General features: G+C 61.6%; 15 protein-coding genes. 9 read left to right on the forward strand and 6 right to left on the reverse strand.

Annotation, left to right across the window (positions count from 1 at the left end):
• Positions 1-181: 181 nt before the first annotated feature.
• The 4 genes from AAE027_RS00710 to AAE027_RS00725 all read right to left on the reverse strand — a co-directional run bounded on the left by AAE027_RS00710 (position 182) and on the right by AAE027_RS00725 (position 3,875).
• A complete protein-coding gene (locus tag AAE027_RS00710) occupies positions 182-1,414 on the reverse strand; it encodes an ABC transporter permease (protein ID WP_370985225.1) in 1,233 nt (410 codons plus the stop codon).
• Entirely contained in the window at positions 1,414-2,133 is a 720-nt protein-coding gene (locus AAE027_RS00715; RefSeq protein WP_370985224.1) for an ABC transporter ATP-binding protein, read from the reverse strand. Before AAE027_RS00715 ends, AAE027_RS00710 begins: the two co-directional genes overlap by 1 nt.
• Positions 2,130-3,302 (reverse strand): efflux RND transporter periplasmic adaptor subunit, encoded by a 1,173-nt coding sequence (locus AAE027_RS00720; RefSeq protein ID WP_370985223.1) that lies wholly within the window; start codon positions 3,300-3,302, stop codon positions 2,130-2,132. The genes AAE027_RS00715 and AAE027_RS00720 overlap by 4 nt, the downstream gene beginning before the upstream one ends.
• Positions 3,303-3,491: 189 nt before the next feature.
• On the reverse strand, positions 3,492-3,875 hold the full coding sequence (locus tag AAE027_RS00725; protein ID WP_128935000.1) for a hypothetical protein: 384 nt from the start codon (positions 3,873-3,875) through the stop codon (positions 3,492-3,494).
• A 378-nt stretch (positions 3,876-4,253) separates the two neighbouring features.
• Between AAE027_RS00725 and AAE027_RS00730 the strand changes: the two genes are divergently transcribed.
• The 4 genes from AAE027_RS00730 to AAE027_RS00745 all read left to right on the forward strand — a co-directional run bounded on the left by AAE027_RS00730 (position 4,254) and on the right by AAE027_RS00745 (position 6,967).
• The gene (locus AAE027_RS00730) at positions 4,254-5,192 is read left to right on the forward strand and encodes a metallophosphoesterase family protein (protein WP_370985222.1); all 939 of its coding nucleotides are present in this window, start codon (positions 4,254-4,256) and stop codon (positions 5,190-5,192) included.
• Positions 5,193-5,206: 14 nt separating this feature from the next.
• Positions 5,207-5,542, forward strand: a complete 336-nt coding sequence (locus AAE027_RS00735) for a cupredoxin domain-containing protein (RefSeq protein WP_091890741.1) — start codon at positions 5,207-5,209, stop codon at positions 5,540-5,542.
• 115 nt (positions 5,543-5,657) lie between these two features.
• The gene (locus tag AAE027_RS00740; RefSeq protein WP_370985221.1) at positions 5,658-6,206 is read left to right on the forward strand and encodes a sigma-70 family RNA polymerase sigma factor; all 549 of its coding nucleotides are present in this window, start codon (positions 5,658-5,660) and stop codon (positions 6,204-6,206) included.
• Positions 6,203-6,967: an anti-sigma factor family protein gene (locus tag AAE027_RS00745; protein ID WP_370985220.1), complete on the forward strand. Its 765-nt coding sequence runs from the start codon at positions 6,203-6,205 to the stop codon at positions 6,965-6,967. Before AAE027_RS00740 ends, AAE027_RS00745 begins: the two co-directional genes overlap by 4 nt.
• Before the next feature lie 121 nt (positions 6,968-7,088).
• Here the strand turns inward: AAE027_RS00745 and hpnO are convergent, their stop codons facing one another.
• Positions 7,089-8,480, reverse strand: coding sequence for an aminobacteriohopanetriol synthase HpnO (gene hpnO, locus AAE027_RS00750; protein WP_091890735.1), 1,392 nt, complete (start codon positions 8,478-8,480; stop codon positions 7,089-7,091).
• Positions 8,481-8,620: 140 nt separating this feature from the next.
• On the opposite strand from hpnO, the gene AAE027_RS00755 reads away from it, so the two are divergent.
• Complete coding sequence (locus AAE027_RS00755) at positions 8,621-9,247, forward strand: DUF2147 domain-containing protein (RefSeq protein ID WP_370985219.1); 627 nt, start codon at positions 8,621-8,623, stop codon at positions 9,245-9,247.
• On the opposite strand, the gene hpnN is transcribed toward AAE027_RS00755, so the two are convergent.
• Positions 9,215-11,803, reverse strand: a complete 2,589-nt coding sequence (hpnN, locus tag AAE027_RS00760) for a hopanoid transporter HpnN (protein WP_370985218.1) — start codon at positions 11,801-11,803, stop codon at positions 9,215-9,217. The two genes, AAE027_RS00755 and hpnN, sit on opposite strands and share 33 nt — an antisense overlap.
• A 461-nt stretch (positions 11,804-12,264) precedes the next feature.
• Here hpnN and ispH point away from each other — a divergent pair, with 461 nt between their 5' ends.
• The 4 genes from ispH (at position 12,265) to AAE027_RS00780 (ending at position 19,417) form a co-directional block, all read left to right on the forward strand.
• The gene (gene ispH, locus AAE027_RS00765; protein ID WP_091890726.1) at positions 12,265-13,191 is read left to right on the forward strand and encodes a 4-hydroxy-3-methylbut-2-enyl diphosphate reductase; all 927 of its coding nucleotides are present in this window, start codon (positions 12,265-12,267) and stop codon (positions 13,189-13,191) included.
• Positions 13,192-13,226: 35 nt separating this feature from the next.
• Positions 13,227-14,387 (forward strand): adenosyl-hopene transferase HpnH, encoded by a 1,161-nt coding sequence (gene hpnH / locus AAE027_RS00770; RefSeq protein ID WP_091890723.1) that lies wholly within the window; start codon positions 13,227-13,229, stop codon positions 14,385-14,387.
• Positions 14,388-15,060: 673 nt separating this feature from the next.
• Entirely contained in the window at positions 15,061-16,044 is a 984-nt protein-coding gene (locus AAE027_RS00775) for an NACHT domain-containing protein (RefSeq protein WP_370985217.1), read from the forward strand.
• Entirely contained in the window at positions 15,986-19,417 is a 3,432-nt protein-coding gene (locus AAE027_RS00780) for a hypothetical protein (protein WP_370985215.1), read from the forward strand. Before AAE027_RS00775 ends, AAE027_RS00780 begins: the two co-directional genes overlap by 59 nt.
• Positions 19,418-19,517 lie beyond the last annotated feature (100 nt).

The following is a 19,517-nucleotide window of genomic DNA, read 5'->3' on the forward strand; positions in this document are numbered from 1 at the left end:
TTCATGGTTCGGTGGGAGCTTGTTTCACGCCGCCATCCCCGGATCAAACCAGATCTTCTGACGCGTTGACTTAGATTTTCTATGCCATGAAGATTGGCTGGAGTTTGACAGCCGACCCGAATAACCCGGACGAGATCCCCATCGCACCAGCCCGCCAAGAGGGACGAGGAAACTCGTCCTTCTAACCGGACCTTAGTAACGCCGCCGGATCCAAGCGCGCAGCCCGCTCGGCCGGCAGAAGACCGAAGACAATGCCGATGAGACTGGAGCAGGCGACGGCGACCAGCGCCATCCCTGCGTTGAACTCGACGGGCCAGCCCAACGCGGAGGGCACAACGCGCGTGCAGGCATAGCCGACAACGAGACCCGACAGGCCGCCGATGGTGCAGAGGAGCACCGCTTCCATCAGAAATTGTTTCCGAATATCTTGTGGCCGGGCGCCAAACGCAAGGCGAATGCCGATCTCATTGAACCGTTCGGTCACCGATACGAGCATGATGTTCATCACGCCGATGCCGCCGACCAGGAGCGAGATTCCCGCAAGCGCGGACACCAGCAACGTGAACTGGCGATAGGTCCGATCGCGCGTCTGGGCGATCTGGATGAGGTTCTGAATCCGGAAATCGTCGTCCTTATGTCCCATGATCTTGTGACGCTGCCGCAGGACGCGGGCAATCGCACCTCCCACCGCTGTCATTGACTGGGTGGAATCGGTCTTCACCAGAATCGTATGCACGGCATCCGGATTGGCCTGACTTCGTCCGGTGGCGAAGATTCTTGCGGACGACAGGGGAATGAAGATGACGTCGTCCTGGTCGCGGCCGGTGAAGTCCTGCCCCTTCTCGGCAAGCACCCCGATCACGACATATGAAGTGCGGTCGATACGGATGAAGCGGCCGAGCGGATCGCTGTCGCGGAACAGTTCGCGCGCGATCGTACGTCCGATCACCGCGATCTTTGCGACTGATGCAACCTGATCCTGATTGAATAGCTGCCCGTCCCCTATTCGCCACCCACGGGCTTCAAAAAACTCCGGGGTCACCCCGGCAACAAGGGTTGACCAGTTCAAGTCTCTCGCGATGACCGTCTTTTGCCCGCCCACGAATGGCGCCGCAATGACAACGTCGGGCACTTCGCGAGCAACAGCGAGCGCATCGGTTGTCGTAAGCGACAGGACGGTGCCCGCCTGCTGTCGCACGCCTTGCGCGTTTTGCGCACCGGGCTGCACCAGCAATAGATTCGATCCAAGCGAATTGATCTGTCTCGAAATCTCGGCACGCGCCCCTTCCGCCACGGCGACCACGATCAGCACGGCGGCAATGCCGATGACAATGCCCGTTATCGCGAGAACAGAGCGCAATATGTGCGCACGTATCGACTGAAGCGCCAGATGGACGTAGCCGAGCGATCGCATCAAACCTCCGCGATGGTCGAAGTTGAGGACGTGCCGAGAGATATCGAGTCGCCGACGATTGCGCCGTCCCGGAGCCTGATCGTGCGCTGCGCGCGCCCCGCGACTTCGGCGTCGTGGGTTACAAGCATGACCGTGAGGCCGCCACGCCGGAGTTCGGCAAGTATCGAGAGGATGGTATCGCGTGTGCTCGTATCGAGTGCCCCGGTCGGCTCGTCGGCCAAGAGAAGGTCGGGTTCGTTGACGATCGCACGCGCGACGGCGACTCGCTGCTGCTCACCGCCCGAGAGCTGGCCAGGCATATGCTGCATCCTACTGCCGAGACCGACCCGCTCGAGCGCAACGCGTGCCCTTGCGATCGGATTGCGCAGCCCGTCACGCCGATAGAATAAGGGCAACCCTACATTCTCGAGTGCGGTCAGGCGTGGCAACAGATTGAAGTTCTGAAACACAAAACCGAAGCGCCGGTTTCGCAGTTCGCTCAATCGGCGCCTTGACTGCGCAAGTACATCCTGACCGTGAAGAAAGTAGCCTCCGGAGGAGGGTCGATCGAGGCAGCCTATGATCGAAAGCAAGGTGGATTTTCCTGATCCGGATGGGCCCACGACGGCAACGAACTCTCCCGGATCGATTTGCATGGTTATGTCCGACAGCGCGTGAACGCTTTGGCTGCCGAGCCGGTGCCGCTTGTGGATATGCTCCAGGACGACGAGCGATGTCATGGCTTGCTACGATAACCGATGGCGACCCGCTGACCGATTTGGACGTCCTCCGACAGGATCTGGGTCAGAGAGTCGCTGGTGGCGCCCAATGAGACCGAGGCTGGGTCCAGATGGCCGGACTTCGTGCGGATCCAGATCACTCCCTGTCCGGGGGCGCGATCGGTTGCGCCGTCCCGCACCGGGCGAAAACTGAGTGCGGCATTGGGAACAACCATCACATCGTGTTGCTCTTGAACTACGATGCGAACATCGGCCGTCATCCCGGGAAGCAGCAGATCTTCTGGATTGGGCGCCGAAATCATCACGGTGTAGGTCACCACGTTTTGTACCATCCGTGCTGCCTTCCGGATCTCGAGTACGCGGCCCTCGAAGGTCCGTCCCGGATAGGAATCGACACTGAACAGCGCACGCTGGCCGGTTCGCACCGCGCCGATGTCGGCCTCGCTGACGGACGCACTGACGCGCATGTCCGACAGATCCCGCGCGATGGTGAAGAGGGTCGGCGCCTGGAGGCTTGCAGCCACTGTCTGGCCAAGCTCGACGCTGCGCCGGATGACTATTCCATCGATCGGCGACTTGACGATGCTTCGTTCGAGATCAAGTCGAGCCCGTTCGAGGGAGGCACGCGCAACCATCACACCGGCCGCGCGTACCTGCACGCGCGCCTGCGCCGCAGACAATTCAGCGCCGAGCGAGCGAGCCGTCATCTGCGCTCGCTCGGCGTCGCGTTGGGAAACACTGCCGTTCTTGCTGAGTGAGCTCTTGACCTGAAGATCGCGCAACGCGTCATCGTAGTGCGCCTGCGCGCCATCGACGGCTGCCTTGGCCTCCTCGTGTTGTGCGAGCGCGATGGTGAGCGCGGCTTCTGCTTCCTTGACCAAGACTTCGAAAGTGGCGCTGTCGAGTGCAGCAAGGGGCTGGCCGGCCCGAACGATGGAATTGTGGTCGGCCATCAGCTTGGCGACCTGCCCCGAAAGCTGCGAGCTGACCTCGACGGTATCAACGGCTTCGAGCGTTCCGGCAGCGGTGATGTTCTGAATGACGTTGTCGCGGGCAATGCTAACATAGCGCAGATCATCATGGTCGCCGCCGGCAGCTGTGAGCGAGCTGTCCGGAGCCCACAATGGATAGGCAGCGGCAACCACGCAGCCCCCCAATGCTGCGCGCATCAGAAGGCTTCGGGGCGATGTCAATTGATTATCCGTGCGAATGATAATTTCGCCGCATTAGCTCTTGCGGCGCTCCACGCTGAACGTTGCCCCCTCGTTGACGATGCCGCAGGCGGCGTGATCAGACCAGAAGAGCTGAGACTGAACGCGCCGCTTCTGGCCCGCCCCGAAGCGATCGCAGTGGCTGGATTAGGGCACCGAAGGGCTGCCCGTCGGCACAGTCTTCGTCCCGCTCTGCGCTGGCGGAGGCGTTTTAAGCATCTTCACCCCGGTCGTCGTATCCGTTGCCGGGACGGTATGGTCCTCGCCCTGAAATACGCTGCCTTGACCTGGGACTTCGTCACCCGGTCGACCCGGATTGTTGAGTCCATTCAGGAATGGTTGGCTTTCTTGGCCGGGGGTGTTCGACAGTCCGCCCGCAGCCACGGCAGTGAACAGATGGTCTGCTGCATAGCTCGGGCAAGAGACTGCGAGCAGTGATGCGCCTGCCGCAAGGATCGCAAGTGTTCTCATCATCATCAACTCCTCTTCAGTTGCGTTCGCCAAGGCGTCAAACTCGGCAGCCTGCGTCATTGGCGAACCTTGAATGCAGTTGATCTCCAGCTGTTCCTATTCTCTCGATGCGAGCTCACCTTCGAACGAGTTAGTTTCTGACACCGAAGTCAGTCTCGTCGATTCGCGGATGATTGCTGCGACTGAACGCTGCATCCTGATCGTTGCGTAAGCACCAAGAAACGACGGCCCGGCAACGGCTTCCACAGCGCGAGATGGTTGCTCGGCTGCGCCACCATTGGCGTCCCGCGGTGCGGAGACCACCTGTTTCGGGGTAAACCGGTTCTCGGAAACGTGATTAGCCGGTCCCGATCCATTTTATCTGGAGTCCGGGAATAAACCCGCCCCTCTCCCGATCACCTCCCGGCAAGCCCAATTTCGGGCCAGAGGAGATGCGTGATGAGCGGACACGACCATGGCGAAGACGGCGTCAGCCGCCGCAAGGTGCTGGAATGCATGACCTGGGCCGGCACCGGGGTGCTCTGGACCATCACCGGCGGGGTGCCGCGCTCGCTGGGCATCATCGATACCGCGCAAGCCGCGGCTGCGCCCGGCATGACCTTCCTCCAGATCAGCGACAGCCATGTCGGATTCGACAAGCCGGCCAATCCCAACGCGCTCGGCACGCTGGAGGAAGCCGTAGGCAAGATCAACGCGATGCCGATCAAGCCGTCCTTCATGATCCACACCGGCGACATCACCCATTTGTCGAAGGTCACCGAGTTCGATGACGCAGAGCGCATCATCTCGCAGACCAAGCTCGACGTGCACTACGTGCCGGGTGAGCACGACTTCATCGACGAGGAGGTAAAGCTCTATCGCGAACGCTACGGCCGCGGCACCAAGGGGCACGGCTGGTATTCCTTCGACGCCGGCGGCGTGCACTTCATCGGCCTCGTCAACGTCGTCGACCTCAAAGCAGGCGGCCTTGGCAATCTCGGCGCCGAGCAGCTCGCCTGGCTCGAAGACGATCTGCGCGGCAAGTCGAAATCGACGCCGATCGTGCTGTTCGCCCATATCCCGCTTTGGACCGTCTACCCGCAATGGGGCTGGGGCACCGAGGATGGTGGCCGCGCACTGGAATATGTCAAGGGTTTTGGCTCGGTCACCGTGCTTAACGGGCACATCCATCAGGTGATGCAGAAGGCCGAGGGCAACGTCACCTTCCACACTGCGCGCTCGACCGCCTTCCCGCAGCCGGCGCCGGGGGCCGCTCCCTCGCCCGGGCCGATGAGGGTCGAGGACGCTAGACTCCGGTCCATGCTCGGCGTTGCCAGCATCAACTTCAAGCAGAACGAGCAGCGCCTCGCCATCATCGACACGCCGCTCCAGGGCTGAGAGAAGGGCTGATCATGAAGACACTTAATCGCCGCGACTTCGGTATCGACTTCGGTCTCGCTTTGGTCGCGGCCATCCTGTTGCCCGCAACGGCTGCCCGCGCCGACGAGACGGAGGTGCATATCGACAATTTCGTCTTCCAGCCGGCCGAGCTCAAGATCAAGGCCGGCACCACCGTGACCTGGACCAACCGGGACGACATTCCGCACACCATCGTGTCGGCCGGCAAGTTCAGGTCCAAGACCCTGGACACCGACGACAAGTTCTCGTTCACCTTCACCAATGCGGGCGATTACAAATATTTTTGTTCGTTGCATCCGCACATGACGGGGATGATCAAGGTTGAGTAACATCTCGAGCCGAGACATCAACGTCTTGCCCGGCCGGTGGTCCCACGCCGGCCGGGCTCGGACGTCTTCGATCAAGGCAAGAGACGAAGCAAAGCAAGAGGCAAAGCGAGGAGCGATGCCCGCCACCGACGATTTGCAGAAGGCGCAGCGCTTCCGCGAAGCGGCACTGCCCCATCTCGACGACGTCTACACGCTCGCGCGCTACCTCCTACGCGATGCTTCCGACGCCGAGGATGCGGTGCAGGAGTGCTATCTGCGCGCGCTGAAGCACTTTGACAGTTATCGCGGGCCGGCGATGAAACCCTGGCTGTTCGCGATCCTGCGCAACGTCTGCAACGCCGAATATGCGCGGCGGGCGCACAGGCCCAGCGCGATCGAGGATACACCCGGCGCCGCCGAGCAGACACCGATCTGGCAGGAGAGCGAGGCAAGCCCGGAAGCCGAAGTGCTGCGCAGCCGCGATGCCGGCGCGATCCGCAAGCTGATCGACACGCTCGCCGAACCGTTCAAGGAGACCTTCGTGCTGCGGGAGATCAACAACCTGTCCTATCGTGAAATCGCCGAGACGGTCGGCGCGCCCATCGGCACCGTGATGTCCCGCCTCGCCCGCGCGCGCGCCATGCTGCGGGCGGCCTGGACGGCGGAAGAGGAGCAAGCAAGATGATCTGCGACGAAGCAAGAATCCTGCTTCACGCGCTGCTCGACAATGAACTCGATGCCGGCCATGCGCGCGAGGTCGAAGCGCATATCGCCAGCTGCCCGGCCTGCGCCGCCGAGCTCGCCGCGCAGCGCGAGATGCAGCGCGTGCTCGCCGACACCGATTTGCGCTACACCGCGCCCGCGAGCCTCCGCGCTCGGATCGAGGCGTCACTGCCGCAAGCACAGCACCAACCGACTCGCCGCTCCTTGCTGCGCGGCTTTGCGATGGGCTCAGCCGTCTCCGCGCTCGCCGCCTCAGGCGTCGTCGCCGTGGTGCTGCGCCAGGACGACCAGCAGCGCATCCTGTCGGAGGTCGTCTCCGCGCATCTGCGCTCGCTCCAGGCTGGCCACCTCACCGACGTGATTTCGACCGACCAGCACACGGTCAAGCCGTGGTTCAACGGCAAGCTCGACGTCGCCCCGCCCGTGATCGATCTCACCGCGCAGGGTTTTACGCTGGTCGGCGGCCGGCTCGACTACATCGACGCGCGCGCCATCGGCGCGGTCGTCTACCGGCGCCGGCAGCACGTCATCAACCTGTTCGTATCGCAGACATCGAACGTGGAATATCGCGCGCCGAAGACCGAGACCATGCAAGGCTTCAACTGCCGCCGCTGGGGCAATCGCGGCCTGAATTTCTGGGCCGTCAGCGATATCGCCGCCGACGAGCTCGCCGAGTTCGTCGACAAGTTCGAGGCGGCGATGAAGGCGAATGCGGAGGGGTAGATTCACCCCGCACCGTCATTGCGAGGAGCGAAGCGGCGAAGCAATCCAGACTGCCTCCGCCGAGATAGCCTGGATTGCTTCGCTTCGCTCGCAATGACGAGCGTTGAGACGGATCGGCGAACTACGCCGACCGTCTCACCGCGTTGTCCACCAGGGTCTTGCCGAGCGACCAGATCGCGCCGGGGACCTTGTGGCTGCCGGCGATGACGTCGTCGAAGGCGCGCTCGATCCAGCTGCAGTCTTCCTCGGTGATGGTGAGCGGCGGCAGCAGCTTGATGGTGTGACTGCCGTGGCCGGCGACCTGGGTCAGGATCTTGTGATCTTTGAACAGCGGCACCGTGATGAGCTGGCAGAACAGGCCCTTGTTGGCGGTCTCCAGCACGTTCCAGGAGGCGCGCAGGCGCAGCGACTTCGGCGGGCCGAACTCGATGCCGATCATCAGACCCTTGCCGCGGACTTCCTTCAACAGTTCGTAGCCGGGCACCATGCGCGTCAGCGCCAGGCGCAGCTCGGCGCCGCGCTTGGCGGCGGACTCGATCAGCTTCTCGGACTCCATGACGTCGAGCGTGGCGATGCCCGCAGCCATCGCGAGGTCATTCTTGGAGAAGGTGGAGCCGTGCACCACCGCACGGTCCATCTGGTTGAAGATCTTGTCGAAGATGGCCTTGCGCGTCAGCACCGCGCCAACCGGCACGTGGCCGCCGGACAGCGACTTCGACAGCAGCACAATGTCGGGCTCGACGTTCCAGTGCTCGACCGCAAGGAAGCGGCCGGTGCGGCCCATACCGGTCTGGATCTCGTCGGCGACGAACAGCGTGCCGTATTTCTTGCAGAGCGCTGCCGCGCCGGGCAGGAACTCGTCGGTGGGCATGTTGACGCCCTTGCCCTGGATCGGCTCGACGACGAAGGCCGCGACCTCGCGTGAGGCCAGCGCCTTTTCCAACGCGGCCAGATCGTTGAACGGGATCGGGGTGCAGCCCGGCAGCAACGGCTCGAAACCGGTGCGGAAGTTCGAATCGCCCGTGAGCGACAGCGCACCATAGGTCAGACCGTGATAGCCGTGGGCGCAATAGACGATGCCGGGACGGCCGGTCGCGCCGCGCGCGAATTTGATCGCTGCCTCGACGCATTCAGCGCCGGAATTGGCGAAGAACGCCTTGTCGAGATAGGGGACGTATTTCAGAAGGCGCTCGGCGAGCACGCCGGCGAGCGTCGAGACATCGAACTGGACGAGGTTCGGCAGGTCGGCATCGAGTACGCTCTTGAGCGCCTCGCGCATAACGGGATGATTTCGCCCGATCGCAAACACGCCGAATCCGGACAACAGGTCGAGATAGCGCGCGCCCTCGCGGTCGTAGAGGTATTGCCCCTGCCCCTTCTGGAAGCCGACATCGTAGCCGATGGTCTTGAGAACCCGAACGAACTGCTCGTTCAGATACCGATTATGCAGGGCGCTGCGCTGGGCCTGACGGTCCGCGAAGAGCTCAGACATGTCTGGATTTGGACTGTGCATCCGCTACATACTTCGGTTGAGGGCCGTCTAGTCAACTGAAAACGGACCGCTATCGAAACGGTCTGTGCGGCCTTTTGCCCTTTTTCGGACCATCTTCGCAAGCACAGCTTTAAACCATGTTGCACTGCCAAGGAACTATCATGCGTTTAGCCCTTTACACCGGAATAATACTGGCTGGCGGTTACACCTGTCTGACCCCCGCGCTCGCCACAGACCCGACCGGCGACTGGCGGGTCGCCGACGGCGTCGCCAACATCCGTGTCGCCCAATGCAGTGGCAGCATGTGGGGTGCCGTCTCCTGGGAAAAGCAGCCCGGAGGCCGCGACGAGAATAACCCGGATGTGTCAAAAAAGAACAGGCCGACGCTGGGCATGCCGACCCTGATCGACATGAAGAAGAAGCCCGGCGCCGATCAGTGGGAAGGACAGGTCTACAACGCCAAGGACGGCCAGCTCTACAGCGCGACCATCACGCCGGCCGGGACTGACCAGCTCGAAATCAAGGGCTGTGTGATGGGCTTTCTCTGCGGGGGCGAGACCTGGACCCGGGTGGGTCCGCCGATCCCCTTGAGCTCCGCCAACGCCATGGCCAAGAGCGCGCCGAAGTCCACCGGCGCGGCACCGAAAGCCCAGGGCACGACGGGCGCCACAGCAGCTGCCCCGGCAGCCCCGAAGGCCGCCGGCGCGGCCAAGCCCGGTCAGAAGGGCGCCGCCGACCCGGTCGGCGACATCTGCCTACTCCCTGAGATTGCGGGGTTTGCCCATTAGGGCCGGCTGGAACAGCAGCACGGCGGCAAGCGTCGTCACCAGCGAGAGTGCGAGCAACTTGCCCATGCTGGACGTGCCGGGATGGCTGGACAGCCACAGGCTGCCGAACGCAGTCGCCGTCGTCAGCGCGCTGAAAAAGATCGCGCGTGTCAGGCTGGTCTGGAGCAGATTCGTCCTGCCCGAGCGCCACGCCACGACATAATAGATCTTGAAGGCGACGCCGACGCCGAGCAGCAGCGGAAACGCGACGATGTTGGCGAAGTTGAGCGGCAGGCCGACCAACACGCAGATCTCGAGCGTCACCGCGCCGGCAACCAGGAGCGGCACCAGCGTCATCAGCACGTCGACGAACCGCCGCAACGTGATCCACAGGAGCAGGCCGATCACCAGCAGTGCATAGACGCCGGCATGGATGAACGCCTTCACTACGGTGTCCCCGGATTTCAGGATCGAGACCGGCCCGCCGATCGCGGTCGGCTCAGCCGCGAGCACGGCCGCGGCAAACTTGCGCAGCGTGTCGTTGTCATTGGGATCGCCCTTGGGCAGCGCCTCGACGCGGATGACGCCGTCCTTGCTCTTCCAGGCGCTGACGAGATCCGGCGGCAGTGACTTCAAGGTCACCGGCTCGGCCTGCAGCGCGTTTTTGAGCTGGTCGAACACGATCTTCATCGGTGTGACGAACACGTCCTGCGCCTTGTTGCGCGTGGCCTCGTCGGAATTAGCGAGCTTCTCGAGCGCGTCGGCCAGCCGGCGCGAGGCGAGCGCACCCGGTCCCTTCGCATCGCCCGCGGTCCGGCGCAGATTGTCGACCGAAGATTTCAGCGCTTCGACGTTTTCCTGGTCCGACGGCGCCGCGTCGATCTGGTCGGGATTGAGCGCGGGATTCAAGACCTTAGCGCCCTGCGCGAGCAGCTTCAGCTTCGGCGGCTGGTCCTGCGGCACGAAGCTGTCGAGTGACATCACCCGCAATACCTCGGGCACCTTCTCCAGCTTCGCCTCGACCTGCTTTGCCTGCTCTTCCGACGTCGTCATCACGTTGATGGCATTGGCGCCGGTGTTGGGATCCTTGCGCAGGTCGAGGAAGGTCGCGATCGATTCGGCATGCGGATTGCGCAGGTTCATCGGGTTGAAGTCGAACTTCATGAAGTAGAGCAGCGGCAGGCCGCCGAGCGCCAGCAGCAGCGTGCCGCCGACGATCAGCACGCGGTACTTTTCAAGGAAGTGATCGAGCGGCGCCAGGAAGGCGTAACCGACGGGCTCCGGCTCGCCGGGCGGGTTCAACAGCTTCAATAGCGCCGGCAGCACGGTGATCGACGAGAGGAACGCGACCAGCATGCCGACGCCGGCGATCTGGCCGAGCTCGGAGATTCCCTTGTAGTCGGTCGGCATGAAGCAGAGGAAGCCGGCGGCCGTTGCCATCGCCGCGAGCGACAGCGGCACCGCCGAGCGCTTCGCCGCCAGCACCAGCGCGCCCGAGAGATCGTCGTGCTTGTAGCGCTCGGAGCGGTAGCGGACGCTGTACTGGATGCCGAAATCGACGCCGAGGCCGACGAACAGCACCGCAAACGCGATCGACAGCAAATTGAGCGAGCCGACCATCATCAGACCGGCCGCGGTCGTGATCGCAAGACCCACGAAGAGATTGACGAAGACCGCGAAGATGATCTTCGCCGAATGCAGCGCCAGCCACAGGATCAGCAGCACGACGAGAACCGTGCCGATGCCGTTGACGACCGCGCCTTCCTGGACGGTCGCGTATTCCTCGTTGGCGATCGGGACTGGGCCGGTCAGCCGCACCCGCGCCTGGTATTTGGTCGGAAAATCCAGATCGGCTGCGGCCTTGCGGATCGCGTCGGTGGCGCCCTTGCCCGGCTCCAGCGCGTTGTAGTCGAGGACCGGCTTGAACTCGATGAAGGCGCGCTTGTCCGAATCCTTCAGCGGCTCGTCGCTGACGAGCTCGCGCCAGGAGAAGCTGGCATTGCCCTTGTTGAGCACGGTCTCGACCGTCTGCGCGATCAGGTTGAAAGGCCGCTCCGTGTTGTCGAGCTTGACCTGGCCGCGCTTGACGCCGGCAAGTCCGGTCTCGAGCGCGCCGGTCAGGCCGCGGATCGAGGGGTCGCCCGCCATGATCTCGATCAGGGGCGCTGCCGATTCGAATTGACCGGTAATCTTGCCGACCTCCTCGGTCGGCAGGAACAACAGGCCGTTCTTCTCGAAGAACTCGCCGCTGCCGAGCTGCTGCATCGATTGGAAGTTGGTCTTGTCGTCCTTGAGCTTGGCAAAGAGCGCGTCCGCTGCCGCGCTCGCCATCTCGGGCGTTTTGGCCTCGACGACCGCCGTGATGGTCGCGTCGCGGTCGAAGGCGCGGTCGAACTGCTGGTCGCGCTGGCGCCAGTCCAAATTCTGGGCAATCAGCGAATTGATGTCGGTGTTGATGGCGAAGTGGCGCGCAGCGTAATAGCCCGCTCCCACCGACAGCAGGAGCCCGAAAATGACGACGAGGGAGGCAAACCGGGTACAGGCCCTGACGATGGCAACAACGACGCTTTGCAGCACTTCTTTTCTTTCTGCGGTTAACAGCTTGCCGGAAACGCCCGCTGTTTATCGGAGTTCCCGGGCGAAACCTATTGCTGTTTGAGTGGTTCTCGCCGCGACAAGGTTCGAGGTAAACGGCGGAGGACCCATGGCAAAATCATGCGGGGCGGTCGGTATAGCCGGGGAGTTGAGGCGGGAAAGTGACGAAAGAGTGAGCCAAATGTCGCCATGTTGCTCACCGGAAATGACCTACTCAAATACCATCGAACTGCCTTTGTCTGGGAACCCAAGGAGCGTTCGACTTCCCTTGCTGCCGATTTTTTGACACAAAGTATTGCGCCTCCATGCGCCGGAGCCCAACGGGGGTGGGCAGCTACCGCTGCGCGAGACCAATGGTGCGGATATTGCACTTCATTGGTCAGTATCGAGGTGCTGCCGGGAACTTTGAAGCGGATTGGTGCAACTTGCGTGATGGGCGTCCAATGGAAGTTTATCTGGCGCAGCCACGCGGCTTCTGCGCGGGCGTGGTGCGTGCGATCGAGATCGTGGAACGGGCGCTGGAGAAGTACGGCCCGCCCGTCTACGTGCGCCATGAGATCGTGCACAACAAATACGTGGTCGAGAGCCTGAAGAACAAGGGCGCGATCTTCGTCGAGGAATTGTCCGAAGTGCCGCCGAAGGCGGTGACCGTTTTCAGCGCCCATGGCGTCGCCCGCAGCGTCGAGGAAGAGGCCGCCGCGCGCGATCTTCCGGTGCTGAACGCCACCTGCCCCCTGGTCACGAAAGTTCACAATCAGGGGAAGCGCTACATCACCAAGGGCCGCACGCTGATTCTGATCGGCCATGCCGGCCACCCCGAGGTCGAGGGCACGATGGGCCAGGTCCCGGGGCCAGTGCAGCTTGTTCAAAGCGTTGAAGAGGTTAACGCCCTGACGCTGCCGGCGGATACGCCAATGGCCTACATCACCCAGACCACCCTGTCGGTCGACGACACCAAGGACATCATCGCTGCCCTCCAGGCCCGCTTTACAGATATTCAAGGTCCGGATATCCGGGATATCTGCTATGCGACACAGAACCGCCAAACTGCGGTAAGGGATTTGAGCAAGCTGGTCGACGTGATCCTGGTGGTGGGCGCTGCCAACAGTTCGAACTCGAACCGGCTCCGCGAAATCGGCACCGAAGCCGGCGTCGCGAGTTATTTGATTGCCGACGGCAGCGAGCTCAATCCGGCGTGGTTGAAGGATGCCAGGACCGTCGGCGTCACGGCCGGCGCTTCGGCGCCCGAGGTACTCGTGGATGACGTGATTGAAGCGATGCGGCGGATCGGACCAGTGAAGGTCTCGGTGTTACCGGGCCGCGAGGAAAACATCGAATTCCGGCTTCCGGCCCAATTGGCTGCGAGCTGACTCACCCGAATTCAAAGCCCAGAAAGAAACTTGTAATGGCTATCCCGTTCTTCAAGGAAATGCGTATCGGCGGCTATTTGCTCAAGCAGAAACTGCTTGGCCGCAAACGCTATCCGCTCGTGCTGATGCTGGAGCCGCTGTTTCGCTGCAACCTCGCCTGCGTCGGCTGCGGCAAGATCGATTATCCCGACGCGATCCTCAACCGCCGCATGACGGCGCAGGAGTGCTGGGACGCCGCCGACGAATGCGGCGCGCCGATGGTCGCGATTCCCGGCGGCGAGCCGCTGATCCACAAGGAGATCGGCGAGATCGTGCGCGGCCTCGTCGCGCGCAAGAAGTTCGTCTCGCTCTGCACCAACGCGCTGCTGCTCGAGAAGAAGCTCGATCTGTTCGAACCCTCGCCCTATTTGTTCTTCTCGGTGCATCTCGACGGCCTGCGCGATCACCACGACAAGGCGGTGTCGCAGAAGGGCGTGTTCGACCGCGCCGTCTCCGCGATCAAGGCGGCCAAGGCGCGCGGCTTCACCGTCAACGTCAACGCCACCATCTTCGACGGCCATCCGGCCGAGGAGATCGCGAAATTCCTCGACCTCACCGTCGAGCTCGGCGTCGGCGTCTCGATGTCGCCGGGCTACGCCTATGAGCGCGCGCCGGACCAGGAGCACTTCCTCAACCGCACCAAGACCAAGAAGCTGTTCCGCGACGTCTTCGCGATGGGCAAGGGCAAGAAGTGGAATTTCATGCACTCCGGCCTGTTCCTGGACTTCCTCGCCGGCAACCAGGAATACGAGTGCACGCCCTGGGGCATGCCCGCGCGCAACATCTTCGGCTGGCAGAAGCCCTGCTACCTGCTCGGTGAAGGCTACGCGAAAACCTTCAAGGAGCTGATGGACACCACCGACTGGGACAGCTACGGCACCGGCAAATACGAGAAGTGCGCCGACTGTATGGCCCATTGCGGCTACGAGCCGACCGCGGCCACCGCTGCCCTCCACAACCCGCTGAAGGCGATGTGGGTGTCGCTGCGCGGCATCAAGACCTCTGGTCCCATGGCGCCGGAGATCGACATGTCCAAGCAGCGCCCGGCGCAGTACATCTTCTCGGAGCAGGTCCAGAAGAAGCTCTCCGAGATCCGCAAGGACGAGGCTGCTGCCGCGCAGGCAAAGGCCGCGCAGAAGGCTTCGACCGCCGCGTAAGCGCGCTGGTCGGCACGAACGAAAAAGGCCCGGCGCGAATCGCGACCGGGCCTTTTCTTTTGCTCGGGCGCCAGGGAAGGAGCAGCGCGGTGCGTAGGCTGCGCTCCCTCTCCTCGTCACTTGGTCGGCCCGGGATCCCTCCTGCAAAAAAGTGAAAAACAACCCCATGCACAGTAGAAACGCGGCCGGCGAACGGCACATCGCGCATTCGGTTAAACTGTTGCCGCGCCGAGGAAATCAGCAGCAAAGGAACGAAGATCGCGGCGTCTGCGACGAGGAGCGATCTTCGCAAAAGCAACGACAGACGATGGCCAATTGAACCAACGCGCAGAAATCGCTCAGGAATTACAATTCAAGGCCAGCGCGGATTTCGAATTTTACGAATATCGTTTGACCCGTCGGGCAAAACAGTGGCACTATGGCATGCTGGCCCCGTTCGAAAGCGGCACCAACTGGTCCTCAGACGCGACGCGATTAAGAGCTGTCGGAAACTGACGGTTCTTTCCTTGTCGTGCCACAAGTCATCCCCGAAATGCCTGTCACTGTAATTATCGTGTCTCACTTAAGGGGTGCAGTCCAGCACTGTCACCGCAATTCCATGATCGCCACGTGCTGCTAACCTGCTGATAGCGAATCAAGCTCCCACTTTCATCAGCTTATGCGTGGCAACGCGATGCCCCAAAGAACAGATTCTTCCGTCACTCCACCAGCCATCCAGCGTTCTTTTCGAGACCTGTCGGACATCGAGGTCGCCGATATCGAAAGAGCCTCGATACTTGCTCGAATTGGTTGGCGCAGCAGTTTCGGCTGGGACGAGCTCTTGCTCTCGCAGCGCGTCATCATGGTCTCGGAGGCTGGGGCGGGAAAGACGTACGAGTGCCAGACACAGCAGGCCAGGCTCTGGAGCGCCGGAGAGCCTGCGTTCTTTCTGGAACTTGCGACCCTGTCAGGAAGCTCGGTCCGCGACATGCTCAGCCATGAGGAGGAGTTGCGCTTCGACGCGTGGCTACGATCTCAATCCGAAACAGCGACGTTCTTCCTCGATTCCTACGATGAGCTGAAGCTTACGCTTGGTAGCTTCGAGCAGGCACTCAAGCGGCTCAACAAGGCGCTAGCCGGCCAGTTGAGCCGTTCGCGCATTATCGTCACAACGCGGCCGGTGCCGATCGATCGTGAACTTTTCAGGGAACATCTGCCCATTCCGCTGTCGCGGGAGGCAACGCCGACGGCCGAGGCGTTCGCCGACATGATGATGGAGCGGAACCAAAACAAGCCCTCCGACGGGAACGGACCTAAACCGTGGCGCAATGTCAGCTTGATGCCTCTGTCGGCCGAGCAAATGCGGGAGTTCGCCGTTCTTCAAGGGTTGACCGACCCTGACGCGCTGTTGGCGGATATCCGCGAACGCGACGCGCAGGAGTTCGCGGAACGTCCTCAGGATCTGATCGAACTGTGCTCGGACTGGCGAGAGCACCATCGTATCCGGTCGCACCGCGAACAGGTCGAGTCGAATGTCGCCACCAAACTGAAGCCGAGGACCGAGCCCAAAGAGAGGGTCGAACTTTCGCATGAGGTGGCAATCGAGGGAGCAAGCCGCCTTGCGCTCGCCGCGCCTGTTGACCCGGAAGCTCACCTTGCGACACTCCGCCGACGCTGACAGCATCCACGCCAGCGAAGCAGCGTTGGACGTCTCCAAGGTCTTGCTCGACTGGGGTGCGGAAGCCCAATCCGTTCTTTTGGAGCGCGCTCTGTTCGGCTTCGCGAGCTACGGCCGCGTTCGCTTTCACCACCGATCCGTGCTCGAATTTCTTGCCGCAAGGCGGCTCGATGCGCTTTTGGCCTGCGGCGTGCCCATCAAATCCATCAAGAGGCTCCTGTTCGTGGAGACAGCGCAGGGGACACGAACAGTTCGACCGACAATGCGACCGGTAGCAGCGTGGCTTGCTCTTTGGCACAGCACCATTTTTGACGATATATTGTTGCTCGATCCCGCTGTCATTCTCAACCATGGCGATCCGCAGTCATTGAGCCCGGTAAAGCGGATCAGGGCCCTCAAAGCGTATGTGGACCGTTACGGCCGCGGCGGCTGGCGAGGCCTCAGTATCCCTGAGATTCAGGCACACCGTTTCACTTGCCCCGAACTTGCCGCCAGCGTGAAGCGCTTCTGGGAAGGTGAGATCGAGAATCCTGAAGTGCGGACCTTTCTGCTTCGGGTCATTGCCATCGGCAAGCTGAAGGAGTGTGCGGACATTGTCCACGCTGTCGCAATGGACGCGGCCAGAGACATCCGTGAACGCACCCTCGCCATCGAGGCCATGGTACAGCTTAGCGACGAACGACTTGAGCGGCTGGTGACTTCACTCGAGATGGAGTCAGACCGATGGCCCAATGTCATGGCGCGCCGGGCTCTCATAGAACTATTCCCCGGGCATGTATCAGTTGACCAGTTGTCGAACATACTCGGACGGATACATGAGCATCCCCGCAGCATTGGCGAACTTACCCATCGTCTGCCGCACGAAATTGAGACCGCCGATCTGAAGTCGGAGTACCTCGACGCACTGCGGCAATCACTCACCACTCTGATCCTTGATGGGATCACATGGGACCAGAATAAGTTCCCACATATTCGAACGAAACGATACGATCTGGTACCCGCGCTCAATGCAGCCTGCCGGCGGCAAGAGATCGGAGGCGTAAGAAGTGATGCGTGGATCGCGTCGAGCCTACTTGCGATCCGGCTTTCAAAAGAGGAGTACAGCACGGAGAGAGACGCTCTTGCCTCATTGCGCCGTGCGCTCGATCGGCTTCCACTCGATGCACGCGAACGGGCGTTCTGGGCAGAAAGTGGTTTTGTCGCGAGTCTTCACAAGGTTAAGAGCGCATGGGAACGCATTTTTGACCTCTCCTATCATGGCGGCATCCAGTTAAACGACAAAGACGATGCCTGGATTCGCCAATGTCTCGTCGATCAGCAAGCTCCGATCGATCACCGCGAGATGATGCTCTACGCCGAATTAAACTTGCTAAATCGCGGAGCAACGAATTACCGCGAAGTTCTTGAGGGGCTTAAGCCGCTCGTTGTTGACTCCCCGGACCTCACGGCGATCATCGATAATCGCATGAAACCGCAGGAGATCTCGGCCGAAATTCGTCGCATGGAAGTGGAAAATGCAAAGCGGACGAAACAGGCCCAGCGACGCGAGGCCAAGGACCATGCAAGTTGGGTGACGTTTTGGCGCGAAGTCGCGCAAAATCCGGGCGCCGTCTTTTCAGGCAATCGCGCGGAAGGCACGGCTTGGGACCTATGGCGCGCGATCGAACGTTCCGGCGAGAAAAGCCGGGCCTCCGGTTGGAACCGCCGTTTCATCGAGGCGCAGTTTGGCATGAGCGTCGCCGACCGGCTCCGCGAGACCATGATGGCAGCGTGGCGAAAGGAAAGACCGACGCTCCGCAGCGAACGCGCCGAAAACAACAAGGATACGTTTCTGGTTCGATGGCAGTTCGGTCTTGCCTGTATTGCGGCAGAGGCTGAAGACCCAAATTGGGCCCAAAAACTGACGGAACAGGAAGCCGAACTTGCCTGTCGTTTCGCGCCGGTTGAGATGAATGCGCTTCCGTCGTGGCTGGAAAGCTTGACGGTTGAATACCCCCAAGCTGTTGATCGCATCCTTGGCCAGGAGTTGAGCTTGGCCTTGGAAGAGATAACGAACGCTGGCACCTACTCGATATTCCTCCAGCACATCGGTCACGCTCCGGCCATCGTCGCGGCCCTCTTCGTTCCCCGCATTCGAGCCTGGGTGACTGAGATTGTAGGGAACAGCGGTTCAACCGATTTTCGCTATGAACAAAATCTACGGCAAGCGATCGAATTGCTTGTGAAGACCGGGAATGATGATGATCGCAGGTTCATCCGCGAAACAGCGAAGCAGCATCTTGGCGACGATATTGCGGCCCCTATCGCAAAGGTGTGGCTGCCGGCACTCCTGAATCGCGATCCTGAGGCTGGCGTTGACACGCTCGAGAAGGGAATGGCCGGCATGACGATCGGCAAGACGAGCCCGGCCGTACAAATCTTCGCAAATCTCTTCAACAACGGCCACGGAGGCCTGGGTTTCGACCTTGGCAGCTCCCGATTTGGTCCTGCACTCCTGCTGCGCCTTCTCCGTCTCGCCTACCGCCAGGTCCGGCCCGATGACGACAACCATCATGAGGGCTCATATACACCGGACACGCGGGACTATGCCGAACGCGGACGGAATGCGATCTTGAGTGCGCTATTTGCGGCGCCCGGCCCCGAAGCCTGGACCATCAAGATCGAAATGGCCAACGATCCGCTGTTTGCTCATCTCAAGGATCGCGCTATTGCTGTGGCAGACGAGAAGGCTGCAGAAGAAGCGGACGACGTCGCGCTCACCGAGGCTGAGTTCGCAGCTCTCGAACGGCACGGTGAGACTCCACCCAAGACAAGGGACGCGATGTTTGCGCTGATGCGGGATCGTCTCGAAGACATTGATGATCTCTTACTCCAGGACGTTTCGCCGCGAGAACTATGGGCCAGCATCAATGACGAGCATGTGATGCGGCGAGCACTGGCACTCGTGCTGCGAGATGCCGCCCGACAGAGCTACACTATCGATCAGGAAAGCGTAACCGCGGACGAGAAGGAGACCGATATCCGTTTTCGGTCGACCGGTTCGGGCCAGCAGGGGGTTATTGAACTCAAACTGGGCGATGAGCGCTCCGGCATGGACTTGTTCAACACGGTTCACGATCAGCTCCTGACCAAATACATGGCAGCAGATGAGTGCCGTGCGGGTTGTCTACTCGTAACCATCGCAAGACATCGTCAGTGGGAACATCCAAGGACGGGCGAGCGCCTAAGTTTCGAGCAGTTGATCGCTGTTCTTAACGACGAGGCTGAGCGGCTGGCAAATGGCCTCGGCGGCACCGTAAGGCTGATGGCGAGAGGGTTGGATCTCAGACCAAGGCTTTCGAAGGAGAAGAATACCCGATCAGGGGATCGGTAAGGGATGCGCGGAAGAAATTCCGGACACGTTGAGCTTGGTCGCGCAGTGCGGTTAGCTGCTTAGGCGATCGGAAGGCTAAAAGGCCCGGTCATCCGACCGG

Origin of the sequence: Bradyrhizobium sp. DN3 (assembly GCF_041357655.1) — a bacterium.
Classification (GTDB): Bacteria; Pseudomonadota; Alphaproteobacteria; order Rhizobiales; family Xanthobacteraceae; genus Bradyrhizobium.